This is a genomic window from Paenibacillus sp. Root444D2, assembly GCF_001426375.1.
GTDB lineage: Bacteria > Bacillota > Bacilli > Paenibacillales > NBRC-103111 > Paenibacillus_E.
In genome coordinates this window covers 37,173-60,354 of sequence record NZ_LMEO01000011.1, presented here as the reverse complement: position 1 = coordinate 60,354, position 23,182 = coordinate 37,173, and the positions used below count along the sequence as shown (strand labels likewise).

General features: G+C 43.1%; 19 protein-coding genes and 3 pseudogenes. 3 read left to right on the top strand and 19 right to left on the bottom strand.

Annotated features, from left to right (window positions below):
* Positions 1-267 precede the first annotated feature (267 nt).
* Positions 268-1,206, bottom strand: coding sequence for a DMT family transporter (locus ASD40_RS08520; protein WP_057302890.1), 939 nt, complete (start codon positions 1,204-1,206; stop codon positions 268-270).
* 116 nt (positions 1,207-1,322) lie between these two features.
* On the opposite strand from ASD40_RS08520, the gene ASD40_RS08515 reads away from it, so the two are divergent.
* Together ASD40_RS08515 and ASD40_RS08510 are read left to right on the top strand one after the other, a co-directional pair.
* On the top strand, positions 1,323-2,747 hold the full coding sequence (locus tag ASD40_RS08515; protein ID WP_057302889.1) for an aminotransferase-like domain-containing protein: 1,425 nt from the start codon (positions 1,323-1,325) through the stop codon (positions 2,745-2,747).
* Between the two features lie 351 nt (positions 2,748-3,098).
* Complete coding sequence (locus tag ASD40_RS08510) at positions 3,099-3,926, top strand: sugar nucleotide-binding protein (RefSeq protein ID WP_057302888.1); 828 nt, start codon at positions 3,099-3,101, stop codon at positions 3,924-3,926.
* 126 nt (positions 3,927-4,052) lie between these two features.
* On the opposite strand, the gene ASD40_RS08505 is transcribed toward ASD40_RS08510, so the two are convergent.
* The 4 genes and pseudogenes from ASD40_RS08505 to ASD40_RS08495 form a co-directional block, all read right to left on the bottom strand.
* A complete protein-coding gene (locus ASD40_RS08505; RefSeq protein WP_057302887.1) occupies positions 4,053-4,547 on the bottom strand; it encodes a WG repeat-containing protein in 495 nt (164 codons plus the stop codon).
* Positions 4,533-4,589 (bottom strand): annotated as a pseudogene (locus ASD40_RS39055) (hypothetical protein); the annotation flags it as partial. The gene ASD40_RS08505 and the pseudogene ASD40_RS39055, both read right to left, overlap by 15 nt.
* 158 nt (positions 4,590-4,747) lie before the next feature.
* On the bottom strand, positions 4,748-5,485 hold the full coding sequence (locus tag ASD40_RS08500) for a WecB/TagA/CpsF family glycosyltransferase (protein WP_057302886.1): 738 nt from the start codon (positions 5,483-5,485) through the stop codon (positions 4,748-4,750).
* Between the two features lie 257 nt (positions 5,486-5,742).
* Positions 5,743-6,599, bottom strand: a pseudogene (locus ASD40_RS08495) (helix-turn-helix transcriptional regulator).
* A gap of 116 nt (positions 6,600-6,715) precedes the next feature.
* On the opposite strand from ASD40_RS08495, the gene ASD40_RS08490 reads away from it, so the two are divergent.
* A complete protein-coding gene (locus ASD40_RS08490; protein ID WP_057302885.1) occupies positions 6,716-7,567 on the top strand; it encodes an NAD-dependent epimerase/dehydratase family protein in 852 nt (283 codons plus the stop codon).
* 135 nt (positions 7,568-7,702) lie between these two features.
* Here the strand turns inward: ASD40_RS08490 and ASD40_RS08485 are convergent, their stop codons facing one another.
* The 14 genes and pseudogenes from ASD40_RS08485 to ASD40_RS08420 form a co-directional block, all read right to left on the bottom strand.
* Positions 7,703-10,702 carry a carbohydrate binding domain-containing protein gene (locus tag ASD40_RS08485; protein WP_057302884.1) on the bottom strand — a complete coding sequence of 1,000 codons (3,000 nt, stop codon included), beginning with the start codon at positions 10,700-10,702 and terminating at the stop codon, positions 7,703-7,705.
* Positions 10,703-11,029: 327 nt separating this feature from the next.
* Positions 11,030-11,218, bottom strand: a complete 189-nt coding sequence (locus tag ASD40_RS08480; protein ID WP_235549205.1) for a glycerate kinase — start codon at positions 11,216-11,218, stop codon at positions 11,030-11,032.
* A 29-nt stretch (positions 11,219-11,247) separates the two neighbouring features.
* The gene (locus ASD40_RS08475; RefSeq protein ID WP_200957387.1) at positions 11,248-12,114 is read right to left on the bottom strand and encodes a carbohydrate ABC transporter permease; all 867 of its coding nucleotides are present in this window, start codon (positions 12,112-12,114) and stop codon (positions 11,248-11,250) included.
* 17 nt (positions 12,115-12,131) lie between these two features.
* Entirely contained in the window at positions 12,132-13,013 is an 882-nt protein-coding gene (locus ASD40_RS08470) for a carbohydrate ABC transporter permease (RefSeq protein WP_057302882.1), read from the bottom strand.
* Positions 13,014-13,102: 89 nt separating this feature from the next.
* Positions 13,103-14,416 (bottom strand): ABC transporter substrate-binding protein, encoded by a 1,314-nt coding sequence (locus ASD40_RS08465; RefSeq protein WP_057302881.1) that lies wholly within the window; start codon positions 14,414-14,416, stop codon positions 13,103-13,105.
* A gap of 25 nt (positions 14,417-14,441) precedes the next feature.
* The gene (locus ASD40_RS08460) at positions 14,442-15,245 is read right to left on the bottom strand and encodes a sugar phosphate isomerase/epimerase family protein (protein ID WP_057302880.1); all 804 of its coding nucleotides are present in this window, start codon (positions 15,243-15,245) and stop codon (positions 14,442-14,444) included.
* A gap of 31 nt (positions 15,246-15,276) precedes the next feature.
* The gene (locus ASD40_RS08455) at positions 15,277-16,134 is read right to left on the bottom strand and encodes a helix-turn-helix domain-containing protein (RefSeq protein WP_057302879.1); all 858 of its coding nucleotides are present in this window, start codon (positions 16,132-16,134) and stop codon (positions 15,277-15,279) included.
* 34 nt (positions 16,135-16,168) lie between these two features.
* Positions 16,169-17,230 (bottom strand): zinc-dependent alcohol dehydrogenase, encoded by a 1,062-nt coding sequence (locus ASD40_RS08450; protein WP_057302878.1) that lies wholly within the window; start codon positions 17,228-17,230, stop codon positions 16,169-16,171.
* Positions 17,231-17,384: 154 nt separating this feature from the next.
* A complete protein-coding gene (locus tag ASD40_RS08445) occupies positions 17,385-18,539 on the bottom strand; it encodes a Gfo/Idh/MocA family protein (RefSeq protein ID WP_057302877.1) in 1,155 nt (384 codons plus the stop codon).
* Positions 18,540-18,646: 107 nt separating this feature from the next.
* Positions 18,647-18,865, bottom strand: a pseudogene (locus ASD40_RS08440) (ThuA domain-containing protein); the annotation flags it as partial.
* 237 nt (positions 18,866-19,102) lie between these two features.
* Positions 19,103-19,846, bottom strand: coding sequence for a PIG-L deacetylase family protein (locus tag ASD40_RS08435; RefSeq protein WP_057302875.1), 744 nt, complete (start codon positions 19,844-19,846; stop codon positions 19,103-19,105).
* A gap of 21 nt (positions 19,847-19,867) precedes the next feature.
* Positions 19,868-20,854, bottom strand: coding sequence for an N-acetylglucosamine kinase (locus tag ASD40_RS08430; RefSeq protein ID WP_057302874.1), 987 nt, complete (start codon positions 20,852-20,854; stop codon positions 19,868-19,870).
* A complete protein-coding gene (argH, locus tag ASD40_RS08425) occupies positions 20,854-22,362 on the bottom strand; it encodes an argininosuccinate lyase (protein ID WP_057302873.1) in 1,509 nt (502 codons plus the stop codon). The genes ASD40_RS08430 and argH overlap by 1 nt, the downstream gene beginning before the upstream one ends.
* Before the next feature lie 4 nt (positions 22,363-22,366).
* A complete protein-coding gene (locus ASD40_RS08420) occupies positions 22,367-23,128 on the bottom strand; it encodes a creatininase family protein (RefSeq protein ID WP_057302872.1) in 762 nt (253 codons plus the stop codon).
* Between the last annotated feature and the right edge of the window lie 54 nt (positions 23,129-23,182).

Genomic DNA, 23,182 nt, shown 5'->3' with positions numbered 1-23,182 from the left:
TGGTTATTTTTCAACTCAAAGCTGCAGATTGTACAACATTTCGAGCCCATCTGTTGCGAAATGGCCTGTATAGCTCCAAAATTGTTGTACATTGTGCAACAACTAAGGTTGAGAAGCAAGATTTAAGCAGTAATTGTTACACTTTATACAACATCATTCAAATGTGAATATGGATTCAATCATCCAGCAATGAGCATAAATGACGATTGATACCGATTTTAGCACCTCAATGCAGAGTAAGACTGGATGAATGAATCGACGGTCTCTTCAGTCTAATACTTTAGCCTGTCTAACGGGTATTGAGTCTATTCTTCTCTTATTGATCAATTGTTTCAAGCTGTCCAGATTGGCAAAAACTGTTCCAGTAATAATGGTTATCACCCCTATTCCCGATACCCAAGTGATCGTTTCGCCATAAAATAGCACTCCGAAAGTGAGAGCAATCGTCGGCGAAATATAGAGCCATGTAGTCGGAAAGACAGGATTCGTTTTGGCGACGAGCCAATAGAAAAGACTATGTCCTACCATCGAGCCGATAACGATTAAGTATAGAAGTGATCCGATCGCCTTTGTTGTCAGCATACTCTTCATGTCCACGTGTTCCGTGAATAAAGACAGAATAACAAGCAGCAGGCCTCCATAAATCATCTGAGCCGCGTTAAGCGCAATGGGCGATGCTTGTGGGAATCGTTGAATGACCCTTTTGGAATATAAGGCACCCGAGGAATAGAAGATCTGCCCCACCAAAATCGCGACGCAACCGATTATCCACCTTATATTAGCGGTTATTGTAAGGTGTGGAAGCAATAACAATACAATTCCTACGAATCCTAGTATGCAGCCGAATACAGATCGTGCCGATGTCTTCTGCCGCAGGACAAGTGTTTGCAGCACAAGCATCATCATTGGAGCCGTAGCCGATAAAACGGCAGCGAAGCCGGATGAGACATATTGCTCAGCCCAGTACAATGTAGAGAATGTGCCGAAAGTCAAACCTATTCCTGTTAGCAGCATTTCTTTGTGAATTAACAACGATAAGTTGGCCTTTTTCTTCCATACCATCCAAAAGAACAATATCAAACCTGCAAGGAAGAACCTAATTCCCGCGGAGAAGAAAGGCGGCGTTGAAGCATCGACACCTACCTTAATCGCTAAAAAAGTTGTTCCAAAAATGAGACATACGAGCAAATAATTGAAAATAATCATGGATGTTCCCCCTCTTGATATGTATTATACAAGGAAGGTAACAGAACAGATGCAAGATAGCAGAACAGATTGCGAAAGCTTGATATATAATAAGTGAATAAAGGAGTGAACTAGGTATGAAGAATATACACTCATTGACGAATGATACCAAACTACTTTTTAGACAAACGTACGATTATATCATCACCAGGATCGAGCGTGGAGAGTTAAAGGCACATGACAAGCTGCCTTCGATTAGGCTGCTCGCCCAAGAGCTCCGGGTACACCGGCTAACAGTGTTTCGAGCGTATCAGTTGCTGAAACAAAACGATAAGGTCTATGTAAAGGAGAAATCGGGATATTATGTAAGTCCTGACTTCACGGAACATGTTATTTCCGAGTATACGGATAGAAGCCCTATCACCTCTTCCGGCCATTTGAAAAACTCCTTATCCGAAATTCAACAGGTACCCGTTGTTTATCAATTTTCCCAATCATTGATCGATCCCAATTTACTGCCGAATCTTTATCTATCTGAATATGTTAAGAAAGTTTTCGACATCTATCCGAAATTAATGGGAACCTACTCCAGTGTACAAGGGGATGAAGAACTGCGTGAATTCCTTTGCCAGTACATGAAACGCCATCACAGTATTCAACTGACAGTAAGCGATCTATTGATAACGACCGGAGGGCAGCAGGCAATTGATTTAATTTCTCGGGTATACATCAGACCGATGGATTTTATCTTGGTAGAAAGGCCAACATATAGTGCCGCGCTTGATATTTTCCGCCAACAGGGTGCACGGTTTATTCCTGTCGACATTTCCCCCAAAGGCTACGATTTGGAGAAAGTCGAAATGCTAATGAAACAGCATAGACCCCGTATTTTTTATATGAATCCTACTTTTCATAATCCCACAGGGTATACGGTTCCTTCAGACCAACGTAAGCAGCTTGTCGAGCTAGCTGAACGATATCGCTGTTTACTAATAGAAGATGATGCCATTCACGAGATGTATTTTGACCAGCCGCCTCCTCAGCCTATTTTTTCTTACGATACAGATGGTTGGGTTGTATATCTCCGCAGCTTCAGTAAATATGTGGCACCAGGACTACGCATTTGCGTCGTCATCGGTCGTCCGTCCGTTATAAAACCACTCATTACCGCAAAATCGTTGGCTGATAACGGAACTCCTTTGGTTAACCAGAAAATTTTTCTACACTACTTCGAGTCAGAACGGATTAGGCAACATTTGGAGAAGCTGCGCATCGCCCTTCAAATCAGAAAAGAAATTGTGGAGGAGGAATTATCCACTACCGGATGGAGTTGGGTCAGTCCAAAAGGAGGCTTCAATTTGTGGCTTAAGCTTCCCGAAGCACTTCCTGTAGAAGAGCTTTTGAAAGAAAGCGTCCGGCAATCGGTCTCTTTTGTTCCGGGTATCATCTTTGATCCTCTTAGAGAGATGAAATCTTGGATCCGTTTAAGCTATTCATTCGTCAATGAGGGGCAACTGCGGGATGGAGTCAGGCTTCTTTCGGATATCGCTCGACGATTTTGATCCCAAAACGCCAAAAAAGCCCATCCCCAAGATTAAGCTTGAGGGTGGGATTCATCATCGTTGGTTTATCCAGTCTTCACTACGTTGCCATAAGCGTGCCCTTTGTTCCCACTTTAACGTTGCGTCATTTCGTATACTTATCATGCAGATTTTGTTTGGATGGGTGACGCGCTGCATGATAAGGATGAGTAAAAATCGGATTCAAGTATTCTACACCTAAATTGAGAGCACCTATGACGCTAACACTGTTATTCTTTCTTTTTCCTCACCTGCCATAGATGTTTTCACATGTCATTGTTATGTTACAATCGAGTTAGTGGTTCTCCAAATCCTCAAAGGAGATTAGGCTAAATGAAAATCATCATTTTCGGAGTAAGCGGAACAATCGGAAAGGCATTAACTAAAACTCTAACAGGTAATCATCATGATGTTTATGGAAGTTATAATCTGAGTAAACCGACATTTTTACCTTCGGATCGCACTATTCATCTTCCGATAGGTGATCTTGATTTACTGGACAAGTTTTTAACGGAAGTCAATCCCGATTTCGTAGTTATGGCTTTGCGCGGAGATTTTGAAGAGCAGCTTAAGTTCCATATTCAAACTGCTGACTACTTAAGAAATACAGGTGGTCGAATGATTTTTTGCTCCACCTCCAACGTGTTTGATGCGAGTACAGATTCGCCTCATTTCGAAGAGGATCCTCCCCGCGCTGCCAGTGATTATGGACAATTTAAAGTGGACTGCGAAAGAGTAATGGCTGAAATACTACTCGACAAACTTACCATCGTTAGGATTCCAACCATTTTTGGTCATAACACACCGCGAACTAATGAATTGAGACAACAGCTTAAAGACAAAGAGTCAATAAAGATCTATACGAATTTGTATTCCACCCGGAACACAGATCAGTTATTATCGATGCAAATTACCTATTTAATGGAACAAGGGCTGACGGGCATTTTCCACCTTGGGACTACTGATATCATGCTTCATTCCGAATTTTTGAAAAGACTTTTGACACGTTGGGGTTATAAGGATGTAGTATTCGAAGAATTAATGCAGGAGACTTTTTCCTCAGTCATTCCCGAAAAATATTACAATTCTCTTTTAACCAATAATCCCTTGCCGAAAGAACTCCAAATAAACCACGAGCAGTTGATCGAATATTTATCATAGCGAAGAAGGCAGCCGATCATCCTCTGAACGGCTACCTTCCTTGTTTCAAATATAACTCTCGTTCTTTGTTCAATAGAAAGTTGTTCTTTATCTAATCAAAATAATTATTGGATCTATTTCGAACTCTTATCTGCTAAGGGTCCATATGTAGTTCCCATTTACGTCGATATATCCTGAATCCGGGCCTTCTCCTTCCCAGCCGACACGAACATTCGCAATTCCGGCTGTGAAAGGCTCTGCCAAGTAATAAGCCGGTTTTATCTGGAACTCTCCTTTTTTATTCAAATAACCCCATTTCCAATCACCTACTTGAACGGCTGCCAGGCCTCCTGTGAATGACTTTGCTTTATCAAAAGAAGGTTGTATCTCTAGAGTCCCTTTGTAGTCAATAAAGCCCCATTTACTCCCTGTTTGAATGGCGGCAAGACCTTCCGAGAATGGCTGCGCATCTTCATATTGAGGCTGAATCTCCCACTCTCCGCTTTTGTTGATATAGCCCCATTTCTCACTGACTTTAACCGGAGCTAATCCATTATGGAAATCCAAAGCTTCGTCGTATTTCACGTCGATCACGGTTGTTCCCGATTTATCGATAAAACCGAATTTATCGCCAATCTTCACTCTTCCGAGCCCTTCCGAAAAATCGTATCCAAAATCATACTGATATTTATTTTAGTCGAGGTGCGAAATCGAAAGGTAAACATCCTGCTAGTGGTCCTCGATCGGCTTGAAAGAAACAGACTTGAGCAGCACCTTCGCTTCGCTGAAATTCTTGAATGGGCAGTCCATCTAATATGGAAATGTACAATACTACAATATACTTAGCTTTCTTCTTTAAAAAACAACGCTCTAATAGCAAAACGAGGCAAAATCAATTGTCTCCGCCATCTTGAAGGTTGATTTACTAATCGAAACAGCCATTCCAGCTGTAGTTTTTGCCAAATGGTAGGTGCTCGTTTCACTTTTCCAGCGATGATATCAAGACTTCCTCCAACGCCAATAGCTACTCTAACATTGAGCATTTCCTTAAACTTATAAATCCAACGTTCAGCTTTTGGAGCCCCTAGAGCAACAACTAAGACATCGGGACTCAATATTTCTATTTCTTCAATAATTTGTGCCTCTTCCATCTGATCATAAAAACCGTGATGTCTTCCCAGAACCGATACATTGGGGTATGTCTTATTGATATTTTCGGCAGCCTTTTTACTAGTCGTTTCATCCGCTCCCAGAAGGTAAAAAGACCAATTGTTTCGATTTCCAGTCTCAAGCAATTTGACTAGAAGGTCACAACCCGTAACACGCTCGGGCAAGGGATTCCCTTTTAAACGCGATACCATGACGATTCCGATTCCGTCAGCTGTGAGGTGATCGGCCTCGTCTATAATGGAACGCAGCTGTTGGTCGTGTTGACAAGACATGGTGATCTCCGGATTGAGCGTAACAATATGAAACAGTTCTGTTTTTTTCTCCGTGATAACCTCACTAATCAATTTAACGGTATCATCCATTGTTATTTTAGGAACTGGAATTCCCATGATATTCGAACAGTTCTCCATTTGAGTGCACATCCACCTTTGATTCATATATCCACATTTTAACATAAAGCCTTTGATTCATAGAAAATAAATAAAAGCCGCAATATTAGCGGCTACTAAGGGGATTTTATGTTGGTTCAGTTTATTGGGATGTGTCAGGATTCATCATCTCATGTGCGGCTTTATCGACTTCGGGGTCATGTATAAACCAATCGATTCTCCGTTCGGGCCCGCATAATAACCATCAATTGAAACACTGTTAAACATGACAACTTTTCTCATAAAAAAACATCTCTCTCTTCATTTGGAATGTTCCGACCCAGTAACGTTTTCAATCGCTCAGCCGTAGACGGTGATGCGGTATAAATCATAATTTTAAGTTCCGGATTGCTCGGTGGTTGTAAGGTCACATGTTCAAATTCCATCTCCCCAATAAAGGGATCGTTCCATCGTTTGTGGCAGTCAGCGACGGTCTGAACATCATGTTTTGGCCAAACAGAACGAAATAATCCACTTGTCTCCATAAAATCCTCAATTAACCCCTTAAGCTTTTCATCCTGTGAGAAAGTGGGTAATCCGCACGAAACCGCGCAATCATGACCTTTGCTTTAGCTTCCCAATCCAAATTATTCTTTTGTAAAGACGAATCCGTCAGAAAACGTCTCAACCAATTTGGGCGCGGCTGCAAATCCTTTGAGAATGTCGGTAGTCGAAATACAAGTTCTGCCGCTCGATTCCACATCAATATATCCCAACCTCTTGCCAAAATGAAAGCTGGATTAGGTTCAAGAGCCCTCACCGTTTGCTCCAACCCGGTACTCACTTCTTGATCCTCTTCTACCTCCAGTTTTGATGGCATTGCAAGCATATGGAGATGGCGGCACTCATCAACGGATAATCGTAATGCTCCCGCTAAACTATTTAATACTTCCTCAGATGGATTCACTTCTCTTCCCTGCTCCAATGAGGTATACCATGAAATTCCAATATGGGCAAGTTGGGCCACCTCTTCACGCCGAAGCCCGGGCGTTCGACGCCGACCATAAGACGGCAACCCAACTTCCTCTGGAGTAAGACGTTCTCTGCGTGCCCGCAAAAACTCACCCAGCGATAAGCTGGAAGAAAACTCTTTCATTGGCTGCTCCCCCTATCCTGACACTGCCAATCCTACGTTTAACACAGGAAGGCAGCTGATTCCAGTTTCTGTAATACGTTAGTATAGCATTGACAAAACCGAGGAGGTAATCGAAAATGAATGTTTTTTTAACTGGGGCAACAGGAAAAATAGGAAGCCGCTTTGTACCACGTTTGCTGCAGCACGGGCATAACGTTAAAGCAATGATCCGAGATGCTTCAAAGGCGAGTACGTTTCAACAGCTAGGCGTTGAGATTATTGAAGGTGATCTTTTACAGACGGAAAGTCTCGCAACTGCTTTGCAAGGCATTGACGTCGTAGTGCACCTGGCCGCTCAGTTTCGTGGTGTAGATGAAGCTACGGCGAAACTGTCAAACTTCGATGCCAGCATTGCTTTAGCAAGAGCAACCTTAGATGCAGAAGTTCCAAGATTTGTGTTTGCGAGCACCAATTTAGTGTATGGTTCTGGAGCTGGAGCTCGTAACAGACCGAACCGTGAAGAGGATGAATTACGTCCTGAATTCCCTTATCCTCAGACCAAAGCCGCAGCAGAAGAAGCTTTGCTCCGTCTTCATCATGAGAAGGGATTGGGGCTTCGTATTCTGCGGTTTGGTTTTGTCTATGGTGAACATGATCCCCATGTCACAGAATTTCTTCCAATAATGAGCAAATGGAACCTCGCCAAACGGCTTCATATGGTACACCATGCGGATGTAAGTCAAGCTTTGCTGCTTGCCGCCTGCATGCATGGAATAGATGGCCACATTTATAACGTTGCTGATGATTCCATCACTGTTGAAGAACTGTTTCGTCTTCATGGTCTTACTGACAACCATTTATCAGATGCCGTGCAGCAAGAGTTCAACCCATGGGATATGATCGTAGATACGACACGCATCAGGGAAGAATTAAACTATCGGCCAATCTACCCTTCGTTTTATTCAGCTAGAGATGCAGGAGCTTTGTAAGCTTAGCATTATGTCCACTTACTCTCAGCATCCTATTCGGTGATGACAAAATCAACCGGATGATACGACCAGCATCCCTATGAAAAAAAGACCATGTCGATGACATGGTCGAATGAACCTGAACGGAAGAGTCCTTTATTTATCATACTTGTAGAGATTAATTTCGTGCTTCACGTAATAAAGATCGCCATACTTATCCGTTGTCAGCAGGGTCACACCTGCCCCGATTAAAGCAACCGCGTCTTTGTTGGCAGAATTGGCGTCAACGGCGTACAATTTCCCACCAACGCTCACATAGACGTTACCGTCGTTGCCGACAACCATTTTGCCGCCTTGCCAAGACACGGGTATTGAGCTGAATTTGTCGGGATATACTGTCGTATGAGCAGCATCTGGATTATTCGGATCGATAATAAATAAATCTGCGGTCGTGTCATGGGACGAATTGCCTGACGAGTTCCCTTCCGCAAGTCCCCATATTTTCCCATCCGGACCAACGATGAGATCTGAGATGACTTTTCTTCCGGGGGCTGGGACGAATTGAGGAACTGGTGTCGAGTTGGCGCCAGTTGTATTCCAAACGAACACTTTTCCTTCCGTCGCATCAACCGTGCTGCTGATTCCCCCGTAAACGGATGTGCCGCCAAAAACTTTATTGTTCTTGTATGCAAGTGAAATAACACTTTGATGGTAGACAATATCGTTAATGGTCGTGACTTGTTGGGAAGTAGACAAGTCATAGACGGTGAAGGAGCCTTTATTATTCCCGGAACTCGCTACTGAACCGACATAAAGCCGATTCATTGAGGGTTCTGCTAACATGCCAAACGGACGATCCTGTTTGTAAGGGGCGTCGTCGATATCCTGGAACAGGAGCGAAGGGTTCGTAGTATCATTCCACGTCGATGTTGTATCGTATTTCTTGATCCACGCGCCGGGATATATGCCTAAATACAGATTGTTGCCCAATGGCGTCATATTTTCCGCTTGGCCTGCGCCTTTAAAGTACGTTTCTTTGGATGTGTCCGGATTATAGACGCCCATCCCTCCAAGCAAATAGCCGCTTGTATAAATATTGTCGGCTGGCCCCTTGACCAGTGACCGAATTTTGGTCACAGATTCTGGAATTACGAACGATGTCGTCGTATCAATTGTAGGCGTTGCTGCGAGCTTATATTTCAAAATTTTTCCTGATTTAAGCGCAGCATACAGATAAGTGTTGCCTGCATCGGTCAAATAAGTATAACCAGCTGCGCTTCCTCCTACATCGCCCAGATTTAATTCTGCCGCTGATGAAATATCGTAGCTGTAAAGATTATTCCCTTTCGTGTAGAACACTTTGTCATCCGAAGGGTGTTTCATCGATACGCCGCGTGAGTCGACATCGCTTAAGGAAGAGGCAATCGCACCCGTTGTGCTATCCAATACCAGCGTTGGACCCGCCGATAGCTGGGCGAACACCCTCGACGCCGATCCGTTCGAAATATAATCGAGTCTATTCACAAACTTGCTGCCATAATTTGGCGGGGAAATGGTGGTTTGAGTTCCATTCGTCGGATTAAAGCGAATGATTGTCGCATTCGAGGTCGGTCCCATACCCATATATACCTCAGTATCGCTCGCATAAGCGATTGACCTCACGAAACCAAGGCCATTGACGATGGGTAGGCCACTGTTTAAGACGACAGTCCCTCCGGTCGGATCGTAACGGTACGCTTTGCCTTCGGTGGAAGTTCCGCCGTAGACTTTTCCGTTGCTTCCCGCCGTTACATCCCAAATAACATCCATTCCGGTAGGCAGGGTGATTGGCACTAACGAGCTGCCAGTAATTAATTTATTCCCATTGGCCGTGCTAACTGTGCCTGGGAGATACCGAAACATCGTTTTCTTGTTCGCCGTTCCCAAATAGACGGACTTATCAGCAGCCACCGTCATTCCCCAAACTGCTTCTATCTTCGTGTTATTCGGAGCAACCATGAGATCTCGATCTTCCAACAGCTCACCCGTTCTGGCGTCGTAAACCACCAACTTGGACGGATATCCGCTGGAACCGACATACATAAGATCCGTGTTACCGCTTGCATCTTTACCGAATACAGCGACGTCGAGGGGATTGTTCTTTATTTGAGTACCGAGATTGTATTCAATCGGACTATCCAGCGTCACATCATCAACGTAAGCAACCATCGAAGTTGTCGCTCCCGTTGTTAGATATACGGAGACAGATGTTGTACCTGAAGGGGCGGTAGCTGATACAGAAACCGGGGTCCATTGTGAAGCAATGCCCGTGAAATCGTTTGCAGCATCTTTAAGGACAATTCCAGCGTCATTCTTGAAAAGAAGGTGGATGCTCAGCCCGGAGCCGCTGGACGCGTATATTTTGGCTGTAGCTCCAACTCTTGTGCCATAATAAACCTTTACCTTCGAGCTTTCCGCAGTGCTAGCAGTGGTTGGGCTGGAATCGTCCAGTTTAAGACTGTTGGTTCCCCCCGCCTTTTGCACCGTCGAAACGGCTGCACCGGAGGACACTATCCATGTATCACTTAACGAGTCTTCGAAGCCTGCATTTTTAACGGTTTGACCGATCGAAACATCGTCAACGTAGGCAGTCGTAACAGACGCTAAGGAGCTGTAAACCATGACCGCTACTTGAGTTGTTCCAGCTGGAGCTTTTGCTGTAATAGATCTCTTCGTCCATTGATTGAGCGTGGGCGTAACGCCAGTGGGCCAAGCAAGCGTTTCCGTAGTACCGTTATAGAAGATCAGCCAAACATCAATCGATCCTTGCTCAATATAAGCAAAGACTGAAGCGGTGTACTCTTCATTCTGCGTAATGCTGACCTTTTCGCTAATCCGAGCAAGTGAACCCGAAGTACTGGTGTCCACCATTTTCATACTGTTCAAGCCAGTGTAAGCTTTCTCACTCGAGACGGTTGCTGTATTTTGGCCGTACGTGGGGTGTGTGTACCATTGTGGTATGCCGGTTCCGACATCCTCGAAAGAAGAGTTGGGGATAGATATCGTGATGCCAGATGCGCGAGCATCGAGGTTCTGGAAACAGCTGATAATAAGCAAACAACTAAACACCATACAAACGAGGCGAATCCACATGGGGCGAAACGTAATTGCTTTCATAATTACCACTCCTCACACAAAGTTTGGCTGCGGTCAATCGTGAAGCTGTCCTTACCAGTTTTCTTTTACGAACTCCTTTCCTACCCATTGAGGCCTATATTCGTCAAGTTCACCTCCCTTCCGTCTTTAACATTCGACTGGTTACTGTGATAGATCAACGAATGTCAACACTTAATATCCCGGATGATCTACTCTCATTTTAAGCCCACACGTGCGTTTAAAATATGTCATCATTTCTAGAAAATGTGGACAATTTCAAGAAAAAGTGTATAAAATTTCAAGATATACTTTACTGTACGGTCAATAATTATACAAAAAAAATAGTCTTTATTTTTTATTAAAATGATTCTCTTGCGTTATGCTCAACAATCTCATAATTTGTTCTATTTGATCTGTGATCCATTTGCCAGAAAGAGTTTGCTGATCTAATCTTCCTTCACCCGTAACGACCAAATCAGCATTCTCCAATTGTTTTCTCATATTCGCACTCTGCATGACGAGTTCAATACCATACAATAGCGTTGCATCCATGAAAATGGCGAGTGCTAGCCCTTCACAGAACCTGCTGTAATACCTTCTATAAATTTCCTTTGGAAAATAATATAGATCACAATAATGGGTACAATGGCAATGGATACCCCTGCTGCAATTAGTGACTGATTAGATGTGTATTCACCGAAGAAATACATCATCCCGAGCGGCAATGTGCGATAAGCATCGTCATATACAAAGAGCAGCGGAAGTAAGAAATCGTTCCACGACCACATAAATTCAAATACCAGTAATGAGGTTAACGCAGGTATTGTCAACGGGAGCATAATATAAAGATAGGATGTGAAATGATTACAACCATCTATTTTTGAAGCATCCATCAACTCATCCGGTAAATCCTTAAAAAATGTTCGCATCATGAAGATCGCAAACGGCATGGCCAAGCCAAAACTCGGCAGGATTAGCGCCCAATAGGAATTAATCAAATCCAAACGCTGCATCGTGTAATAAAGTGGAATGACCATTGCTTGTATCGGCACCATCATTCCGAAGAGAAAGAAGAAGAACAAGACATCTCTGCCCGGGAACTTAAGCTTTCCGAAGCCAAAGCCTGCTAAAGAAGCCAATACAATAATAAAAAACACGCGAGGAACAGCAACAATCACACTATTCAACAAATATTTCCCCATTTTCCCTACGGTCCAAGCTTCTGAAAAGTTGCCGAAAGTCAAATGCTTAGGAAATGCAAACAAGTTTGTATTTAATTCACTTACTGGTTTGAGTGCAGCTAGAATGATCCAAACGATTGGCATGACCGATATAAGCAGAAAGGCAAGCAAGATCAAATAGGTTAAAGTTTGCTGTGCATACGAGGAAGAGCTTTTAGGAGCCGTCAGTTGCATTCTGATTGTATCCTTCATCAATAAACGCCTCATTTCTAACCATTCCTTTCTGCAAAACGCATATAGACGACAGAGCAAGAGGCAATAATAAGAGCCAACGTTATCGAAATTGCTGCTCCATAACCCACTTCGTTTAAGCGAAAAGCGCTGTCAAACATATACGTAGAGATCACTTCCGATGAATGATAAGGTCCACCTTTCGTCATCATATAAATGATATCAAACACTTTAAACGAGCCAATTAACGAATTTAAGATCAATAATGTGATTGTGCTCTTCAGTAAGGGGATTGTTACACGGACAAAGGTTTGTATAATAGATGCCCCTTCTATCTTTGCTACCTCGTAGAAGCTTTTATCAATTCCCTGCATAGCAGCCATAAAGATGACCATACAAAATCCATAATAAGTCCAGTTCCCAGCTGTTGCCAGTGCGGGCATTACGGTATGCTCATTACCCAACCAATCTAATGCCAGACTGCTTAAACCCATTTTTTCTAAGGTTATATTGATGAACCCAAAGCTCGGATGATAAATCCAATTCCAAACGATACCAACCGCAACCAGAGAGATGATCGTCGGCATAAAATAAGTAACTCTGAAAACAATAGCTCCCCGAATTCCTTTGGATAGGACTAAAATAGCCAGAATTAAACCGATGAATATGGGAATCGTCACCGAACAGCCAATCCAAAATAAATTATTCCCTAACGCTTTCCAGAAAATAGAGTCATGCAGCAAACGCACATAATTATCAAACCCTACGAAATTCATGACTGGGCTAGCACCATCCCAATCAAACATACTATATTGAGCCGTCTGAATGATTGGCACAATCAGAAATAGGATATAAAAAAGCAATGCTGGTAAAATAAAAAACAATGCTTTAAATGGTTTTATTTTGGTGAGGATGCTCATATGTTCACCTCCAGTGCCTCTTCTGTTAGATAAGCATAGGGATAGTGCTAGAAGCACTATCTCTATGCTATCTTTTTCATCATGAAGGCTTAGTAGTTACCTTTTGCCTTTTCTTCTTCAAAAGCTTTTTGCTTATTCTTGACCACATCTGCGCCAGTCTTCTTCCCAGCAATCAATTCCTGCAAATCATTCATCGTAACATCATTAACCTTCTGTGGCATTAACACATCAATACTATAGGATTGACCAGCCGTTGATGCAGATAAACTAACGACTTCTTTAAAGAGAGAATTCGCATTAATCGTGTTGATATCAATTGACATTGGAGGAATAATGCTTGCCTCGTACCATGTTTTTGCGGTATCCGTCGAGTACATATAATCCAGGAATTTAACAGTTTCATCAGGGTGCTTGGTACCGGAAGAGACTGCAAACGTGCCGCCAATTCCACCTGGTGCCATGAGCGGTTGCTCCGGCTTAATGGATGGAAGTGGGAAGAAACCAACATCTTCTTTCAAGTTCTCAACCATACCGGATACCATCCAGGTACCCGTCATACGCATCGCAGCTTTACCTGTAAAAAATTCTTTATTGCCGTCTTCATAAGAAATCGCCAATGGGCTTTTTGTTGTATAGCCGTCTGTAATCAATTTCTTAAAGATATCTAATGATTCAGCAAAAATAGGTTGATCGAAGCTTTTTTGACCATTCAAAACAGCTTCAATTCCTGTTTTTCCAGCAACCGCTGTATAGAATATGCTTTCCAAATGGAGCGCAGGCCATTGGTCTTTATCATCCAAAGAGATACCTACGATGCCTTTATCTTTGGCCGCTTTACAAATGGCCAGAAATTCATCATACGTTTTTGGCACGTTTACGCCTAAATCCTTGAAGATCTTTTTGTTATAGTAAACACCTAACATCTCCACTTGCGTACCAACGCCATAAATCTTTTTATCGAACGTATTTCGCTCTTGGATCCAGGCTGGGAAACGTTTATTCCATCCTAAGCTTTCTGATTTCGCTGTCAAATCCATGAGTAAATTAGCTTTAGCCAGAACGCCCAGATAACCTGGGCCTGCATCATAAGCAAACAAATCCGGTCCTTCTTTACTCAATAAAGCTGGCTTAATTAATTTACGTTGATCGTCAGCTTTCATGGAAGATCTTTTGATCTTGATGTTTCCATTTTGTTTCTCAAAGTTGGCAATTATGGCATCCATAGCTTTAGATTGCGTTGTATCCGTATAATTATCCCAAAAATTAACAGTGACCACTTCACCCTTTTTCGCATCACCAGCGGATTTGCTTTCTTGTTTTACAGGAGCATTCGTCGTACAAGCTGACAATATCAAACTGCTCATTAACATAATTGGGACCATGGATCGAATCCATTTTTTCATTTTTATCTCTCCCTCTCATTTTGGATTAATGCTGCAAACAACCCCGCAAAAATTGTAAAGTTTCTTGTAAAAGCTCTCTCCTTTCTTCGCCAATTCTGCATTCCATGGATAAATAGCCCTCATAATTAAGTCTTTTCAAGGTTTGAAAAGGTGTCCGAAAATCAGTATGTGCTTTACCAGGAAGCTGCCGATTGCTGTCAGCCAGATGAAAGTATCCCAAGCTGCTGTAATCGTTTTCAATGGTGCGTGAAATATCAGCCTCTTCAATATTCATGTGAAAAAAGTCGCCTAGAACCTTAAGATGCTGACTTTCAACCTCTTTAATCAACGAGGCAGCTTGCGATACGGTGTGCAGCATATGATCTTCATAACGGTTCAAAGGTTCAATAAATAGGGTCACTTGCAGCTTCTCAGCTTGCTCGGCTATTTGCTTCAAGGAATCTATTAATGCGATGTGGTCTCCTTGATCATCTCGAGGTAATACTTGATGCGGCAAGGATTTGGAGAACATGCCATAAGCTGCAGGCGCAATAATGCCTTGGGCACCTAATTGTGCTGCGTATTTCAAAGATTTCTGAATATCCGATATAGCTTCTAAGCGTTTTGATTCGTCGAAGTGCCCTATCCAGTGCCGATAACCGCCGCAAATTGCTGTGAGCGGAATTCCCGTAGAATCGATTGCAGCTAGCAGCTCACCGGTTAAATGATCATTCAAGGGCTGCTGGAAAAGGTTTAATTCAACTCCGTCATAGCCAATCTCTTTTGCCATAAGAAAAACTTCTTTGTAGTCAGATAAACCCGTTAACTTATCTTGAATAGCAAATTTCATGTTGTTCTCTCCTACATGTTCAATTTAAAAATTAATTCTTTGTAAAATACCCGTCAATTTTCTTTTTATTGAGTTCACGATAATGCGATGGTGAAGTACCCACGTAGGTTTTAAACAATCTTGTGAAATTCGGTATCCCATTAAAGCCTAAAGATAGCGCAATTTCGGTAATGGATAATTGACTTGTTTTTAACAACGCTTTGGCATTGTGGATTTTCATTTCACGCTGCACTTGAATGGGCGATCTACCGTACAATTCTTTGAATCGATTACTAATGTAAGTTGGATGCATATTTAATTCTTTAGCAAATTGAGACAAGGAGAAATCCTGCTCAGGGTGTTGAATAATTCTCGCCAATATTTCCATGAAGCTGCGCGATTGAATATTGGAACCCGCGTTCTCATCCATATGAATGGCGCTTTCGAGAACTAAGTAAATTAACTCAAGGGCTTTCGCTTTGCGTAAAATGGTTGTAGGTAAAAATCCTGTTTGCTGCTTAAGCTCATTGTATTGCAGGAAAACCTTCTCGAACTCTTCTGAATCCTTTAACTTAAATGTGTAAGGGATTTGAAAAAGCTTAAGCACATCAATGACCCCGCCAATTTCAAACGTAAAATGGGACCATAAAAAGATCGATTCATCTGCGTTCTCCTTGAAATGATCATGTACGACATTAGGCGGGATCAGAATGACTGTACCCGGTTCAATTGAAAATAATTCATCTCCGATCCTAAGTTTGGCATAGCCTTTCTTATGGTAGGACATGACGTAACAAGGTCGGGTACGGTTATAGGTTTTCATCTCACGTCTGGTATGAATATCAAATTGTATAATATTAAGCACCGCATTTTGTAATAAGAGATCTAAATCCATGACACCGTCCGACACATTACCACCCCTTTTGGTTCATTCAATCCCTGTATTACGCCGTAAAGATTACGCCTAATTTAATGCTTTGTTCGGGTGTGCGATCTACATATTGCTCATATCCATCTGCCACTTCTGAAAAAGGAATCACAGGGTCAACAATTTCTTCGCAATTGACCTGATTAGTTGCCAACAAACTCCAACAAACCTCTTGAATTCGTTTCCAGCTCCAACGTGGATACTCCGGATTGGGCTCACTGCATGCACGAGAAAAGACAATTTTCGCATTATTGAAGTGTGCTTCCATCCCTAAATTTAACCCGCCTTTAAAGGGTCTGGCCCAGCCAACAAAAGCGATCGTTCCCCCATAAGCTAATCCTCGTAAGCAGGCTTGTAAAGCATGCTCGTTAGCGCTTGTCTCAATGATGACATCGACACCCAACTTGTTGGTCGCTTTTTTCAATTCCATACCTACATCCTGTGTCAAAGGATCAAATGCTTCATCTGCGCCTGCACGGATAGCAGCTTCTCTTCTCTTCAGGATTGGGTCTATGACGGCAACGTAGCTGGCACCGGCTAACTTAGCCATTTGTGCAGCAATTGCACCTATAGCTCCAAGGCCTGAAATAGCAACTCGATCACCTAGCTTAACTTGACCATCTCGAATGCCGCCTAAAGCAAATTGAGCAGGGTCAAAGCAGACGGCATTTTTCCAACACATATCTTCTGGCATTTTCATTAACCGCTTCGGGTTGATGGTGTTTACCACATGAGATTCACGAATGCCGCCATAACCGCAAAGTCGTTCGCCAACCTCATACCCTTGCACCTCTGGCCCGATTTCCGTAATCCGCCCTACCCATTGATTGCCAATATTCCATTTACCAAAAGGACTGCCTACAGCCACGTCTGGATTTGGCGGCATAAAGAGTTGCCAGTCGTTATCATATATGTCTTCCATTTGGTTGCGCTCTCCGCGAAAATCAGCTAATTCAGATCCATGCTTAGGAGACGCATAGTCCACTTTAACTCTAACTTGTCCTTGAGCTAATGGAGTCTCTTCATAGTTAAGTAACTCTGCTTTGCGTGGTGCAGTTGCGACAAGCTGTTTTGGCATCTTGAAACCTCCAAGTTATTCTATATGAATTTGTGATGTATTAAAATCAATTATCAAAAATATTTTATTTTGTTATACGCTTACATCTTAATTATAAAGGGAATTGAGATTTAATACATGACTCTAATAAATAGATATTTGTCACTAATACAGGTTATTCAATTTTCACCCATTGCTCCGTATGGTGGCTTTCCAGAATAGCGTCCATGACTTTCATGATCTGATCGCCTTCTTCGAAGTTGGCAAATGATCTGGAACAGATTGATTCATTCGCCGTTCGGTTTCGAATAGCGGAATAAAAATCAATCAACATATTTTTCAAAGCATCCGGCCAACCTTCTTGATGGCCTCCAGGATAATGGGAAAGCGCTGCTGCCGATTCGGTAAGCAAACGCGGGTCTGAGAATAGCTCATGATTTGCTTGATCTCTTCGACCAATCCATAAGGAATTGGGTTGTTCTTGATTCCAAGCCAGTGTCCCTTTATCCGCTGCAATTTCAAAAAACAGCTTGTTCTTGCGACCAGCACTCACTTGAGAAATGGTAAATACACCTTGAATACCACCTTCAAAATGGACGAGCACACTCCCATAGTCTTCCGTCTCCATGGGAATTTCCTCATAGAGTGTTTCCGAATGTATATCTATGGGACTCGCTTTTTCGTACGGCTTTAACCGGATAGGATGAACAACCTTCAAATCAGCAAAGACTTTAACAATTTTCTTGCCTAACACGTATTGGACCGTATCGCACCAATGTGATCCTATATCTGCTAAAGCACGTGAAGCACCATTATATTTCGGCTCTAGTCGCCAATTGTAATCTGTATTGTTTAACAACCAATCCTGCAAAAAACCGCCGTATACGAGGTTTACTTTTCCGTAAGTCTGCTTATGAAGTTGATGTTTAATTTCGGCAATCAACGGAAAATGACGATAATTGAATGCGACACCGTTTACTCCCGTACTATTTTCAGCCAATCGTGTCAACTCTTTTGTTTGTTCACCGCTAATCCCTAGCGGTTTTTCAGACAATATATGCTTACCTGCCAATAAAACCTCGCGATTAATGGTGTAATGCATATAGTTCGGCGTACAATTGTGAACAGCCATGACTTCGTTGTCTTGGATGAGTTCACTTTCATTTCCATACGCCTTAGGAATCCCATATTCTTTAGCAAACTCTTCTGCTCTCTCCAAACTGCTAGCCGCAATTGCTACCACTTGTAAATAAGGAATACGCCGAATAGCTTCTATATGGGCTTTTGCTGAAAAACCGGTACCTATAATCCCGATCGTAATGACCTTCATTAGAGCTTCTCCAAAGGTTCAGATTTGCCGAATTGCAGTTGAGGTCCATCCATTGGAGCAGCCCACCGTGCGGCATTCGCAATGACCTTCTTGATTTGTGGATGATGATCATGCGCCTTATGTCCCCACCAAACCAATACGTCCGTCTCACTAAGAACTTTATCCGTAAGCCCGTGTTCGACCTCATCTAGTGTGGCCGTCTTTACATTCACACCTTCTTGTTGCAAACCTTGTGCAATCACAGAATGAATGCCTTCAGGGTAAATGGCAGCCACAGCTTCATTTGATTTCTCATGTCGATACTCATTCCAACCAACGATATTCACTGCGTTATCCTCCTTTAGATTAGCTGTACTATAGACACCTTCCAAATTTACATAAATGAATAAAGCCCTTACATTTATTGTACGTAAGAGCTCGCGAATTTTATATGCCTCGAATAAACTATGATTTGTCACTTATACAGGAACACAAAAAAACCGATATACAATCCATGTAGGATTATTCACCGGGTTTAGGGTCTCCATTGTTTAACTTCAATTTTAGTATCATCTGCTCATTCGTTAACAAAGCTCTATCTCTGGAATTCCTTCCGTGCTTTCCTGAATGTCTTCAAACAGTCCATCAGCCCGCACCTTCGTGTAGTACTCATATTGTCCGATAACCCCATAGTCTCCTTGCATGACACCTGGATAGGCTCGGTTTACCGAATAGATTTGACTTCGATGTGCGTGTAGCGCACGCCCTTTTGTTTCACGTTGATTCACTATGTTTACTTTTCCAGTTATGGGGACTGCACCGGTTGGTGCTGAATCTGCGCAATAATCATAGTAGTGAGGAATCGATGCGAAAAACAAGGTGCAATACTGAGATGGCATCAATTTCTCCTCAGATTGAAGAACCGCTTGTTCTGTAGCTCGGGATATGGCTATATGATCTCGATGTCCAGTCACTCCGTTTGGAGGAAACGTTACGATGACTTGCGGTAGCAGCTGTACAATATGGGATTCGATTTTTGCGGCTATTTCGTTGATATCCTGGTTAATCAAGCTGCCATCCGCGTAATGAAGCAAATACAAGTTAGTTACGCCTATGACGTAGCAAGCCTGTGACAATTCCAGCTCCCGGAGTGTGGCGAGTTCCTTCTTGCAGGTTACTGAATACTCGCCAGACTTCCCCCCGCAACCAGAGGTTGCGCAAATCAAATGGACGTCGTGACCGGCTTCCCTATATTTTGCCATGGTGCCGGCGCAAGCGAATGACTCATCATCAGGATGGGCAAAAACGAACAACAGCCTTTTTTTCATAGGATCCCTCCACTAGACTAATCATCCATCATGAAATTTCTGATAGTGATCTAGAGCCAAAGCCATCATTCCAAATATAGGCTCCTTATTCTTGTTTTCGATTTGTCCAGATGGCGCAAAGGTGTTGAATTGGCTCGTTATATATTCCCTTACAAACGCATTGTTTTGTAGTACGCCGCCTTGCAAAATAATTTGAAAAGGTTGTCTATATAAATTTATTCGCTCAATGACGGCCTTAGCACAAGTAAATAACTGTTCGGCTGCTTGAATCATAATGGACTTAGCCACTTGATCGCCCTGCGTATGCGCTTGGGAGACGAGACTGGACAATTCAGCTACTTTTTCCACAGAATAGTTCGAGTTGTATGTCCAATTAAACAAATCCTCGGGATTTTTTAGATCCAAGTAAGGAAGAATATGATCAGCCAGCTTGTTGGGGGCCGTCCGTCCATCCCATGTTTTTAAAATGTGAATGATCGCTTGTTTACCGATCCAATACCCGCTTCCCTCATCTCCAACTCGATGTCCCCACCCTCCTGCTCTGGCAACAACGCCCTGATCATTAACGCCATAAACGATGGATCCTGTTCCAGCAATCATAAGAATGCCTGGTTGACCATTCGTTGCCCCCAGTAATGCTGCGAAGCCGTCATTTTCAATAATTAAACGTTTGGCATATATACGTAAATGCTGCAGCGCCTCTTCAACTAACGCCAGGATGATCCTGCGATCATATTCGGTATCCAAACCAGCGATCCCCAATGCCGCACAATCCGTTTCTAATTCTGTTTCGCCAACCTCCCCATTCCCTACTAATTTACCGTCCTCCAAAGCATTTCGAATCGCATGGATAAGCTCCCTCACAGCTGCTTCTTTACCGACCCCCTGATAATTGCAAGATCCTGATCTACCTTGACCTCGAATCTGACCATGCTCATCGAAGAAGTAGCACAGGCTTTTGGTTCCTCCGCCGTCCACAGCAAGAAATGGAATCTTTTTTGCTGACATTATGGGTTCCCCCACTCCCTCATGACTTCATCCAAAACCTGCAGAGCAGTACGGCTTTTATGATCCGACTCCGTTAACCATTGATCCAGAGCTAGTTGATCCTTACAACGTATCTGAATCATTCTTATCATCTCTTGGGGGCTTGGTCCTCCTGGCAAGGAGCGTATTTGAATAAAGTTCTCAGGGTCTAAGGCTTGTGCCAATGTGACTCTATCCATTATCAAATTACGACCGATGATCTCCTTAGCTTCTTCATTGACAAGTTCCCATGTAACTTCGTTCGCTGCTAATCCTTCCGACATCGCTCTCTTTACGACTGAACTTACGATATGGTGGGAAGTTCGGAAGGAGAGTTTGTCCGTTCTAACCAAGGTATCCGCCAGTTCGGTAACGGTAGCGAAGCTGCCTTCTGTGCGTTTACGAAGCACCTCTTTATTAACATCCATCGTCCCCACTACGACGGCTAGAAGTCGATAGATCTTGTCCATGAGTTCAAGAGATTTCCACGCGTAAGGCTGCATGTCGTCTTCGGTATCAACAATATCGCCGAAAGGCGTATTATGCATCATCGCAAGCACGGAATCCGCATTGCCAACGCAGCTGGAAAGAAGGGCGCGCATATGTTCTAGAGATACAGGATTTCGCTTTTGCGGCATGATGGAACTGATCTGAACATAAGGACTGGCTACCTTGATAACGGCGAACTCTTGCGTACACCAGAGCAATAAATCCTGAACGACTCGCCCCAGGTTGATGGCTGCAAGTTTAATAGAAGTTGCAACCTCTCCCAAATAATCCGCTCCGCCAATCGCATCATAGGAATTCTCTACAAGCTCGTCGAAGGCTAGAAGCTCTTTCACTCGTTTCCGATCAATAGGAAAACCCGACGTTGTAAGCGCAGCTGCTCCCATACTACTGCGGTTACAATTTTTGTAAGCGGCTGTCATCCGGCGGATGTCTCTCGTAAGCGAGTCAACAACAGCCATGATGTAGTGAGCCATGGTCGTTGGCTGCGCCTGCTGGGTATGTGTATAGCCAATCATCAGCGTATGAATATGCTCCTCTGCGAATTGCAGAAGCTGCTTACGTAACTTTAAACCGGATTGCATTGTGACCAGAAGCTTCTCCCTAAGTACCATACGGTAAATCGTAACACCCATATCGTTACGGCTCTTCGCTAGATGCAAATTTCCCGCAACATCGCCTGCGTGCTGCTGCAGCTGGCTTTCCACCTGAAAGAATAAATCCTCAAACTCACCCGAATAATTAGATTGGCGTAAAAGATCAAGGTCAAGATGTACAATAGCATTCGCAATCTGGTTTGCCTCATCTTGTGAAATCAACTGCTGCTCCTTCAACATAATCAAATGAGCTTTATTAATGGCCATCATGGCATCCAATAGATGCTGTTTGGCTTCATTGTAAGCAGGTTCTAGAACAGCCTCAGTATATGTTTTACCAGGAAATGCTTTACCTTCAACTTCCATAATCGACTCACGATTTCCCATTCAATTATTCACCTCCGTCTTTCATTACTGGTTTCTGTAACCAGCTTTCAAGTAATTGATGTAAGTTAGTAACTGCTTCTGCAATAATCCATTCCCCTGCTTCTAATGATGTCTGCCCAACATGCCCCGTGTAGCCATCCCAACCTGCTGGACTGCCTTCCACTAATACATAAGGCAGTTTCGAAAGTGAATGATTTGCTGTTAGGTCTAGGTCACTGTCACTTACGTGAACCAAATCAGGTCGAAATGCTTTGACAACCGACATTTCATAGGGGCCTCCATGCCCTCTACCAGTAGTCCCTGTAAAGATTCCAACTTCTTCGGCACTTTGCGTTGATACCATTTGCCACCAGTTTACTAATAGAACACTAGCGTCTTTATAGGTTGCTGTAATGGCTTCAGCTACTGTTCTGGAAACACCCATATTCCCATCATGTGCGTTTAACAGCAGTACATTTCGGATACCCATCTGACAGATCCCGTCAACAATTTCATATAAGTAATCGGTGATGACAGACGGACTCACGGAGATTGTTCCTGGATAATGACGGGTCTTTCCAGGACAAGCCGTGTAAGGAACAATGGGATAAATAAGCGGCTTCAAAGCAGGATGGAGACGCTCTGCAAAACCATTCGCTAGAATGACATCCGTTCCGAGAGGTGAATGCGGTCCGTGATATTCGATGGATCCGAGCGGTACCACTGCAAATCGGACTTCTTCTAATACAGTCTGTAGATCACGACCGTGTACTTCCCTAATATCCATGGGCTTGATTCCCCCGTTTGATAAATCGGGAGGCCGGTTCAGGCCTCCCTTTGT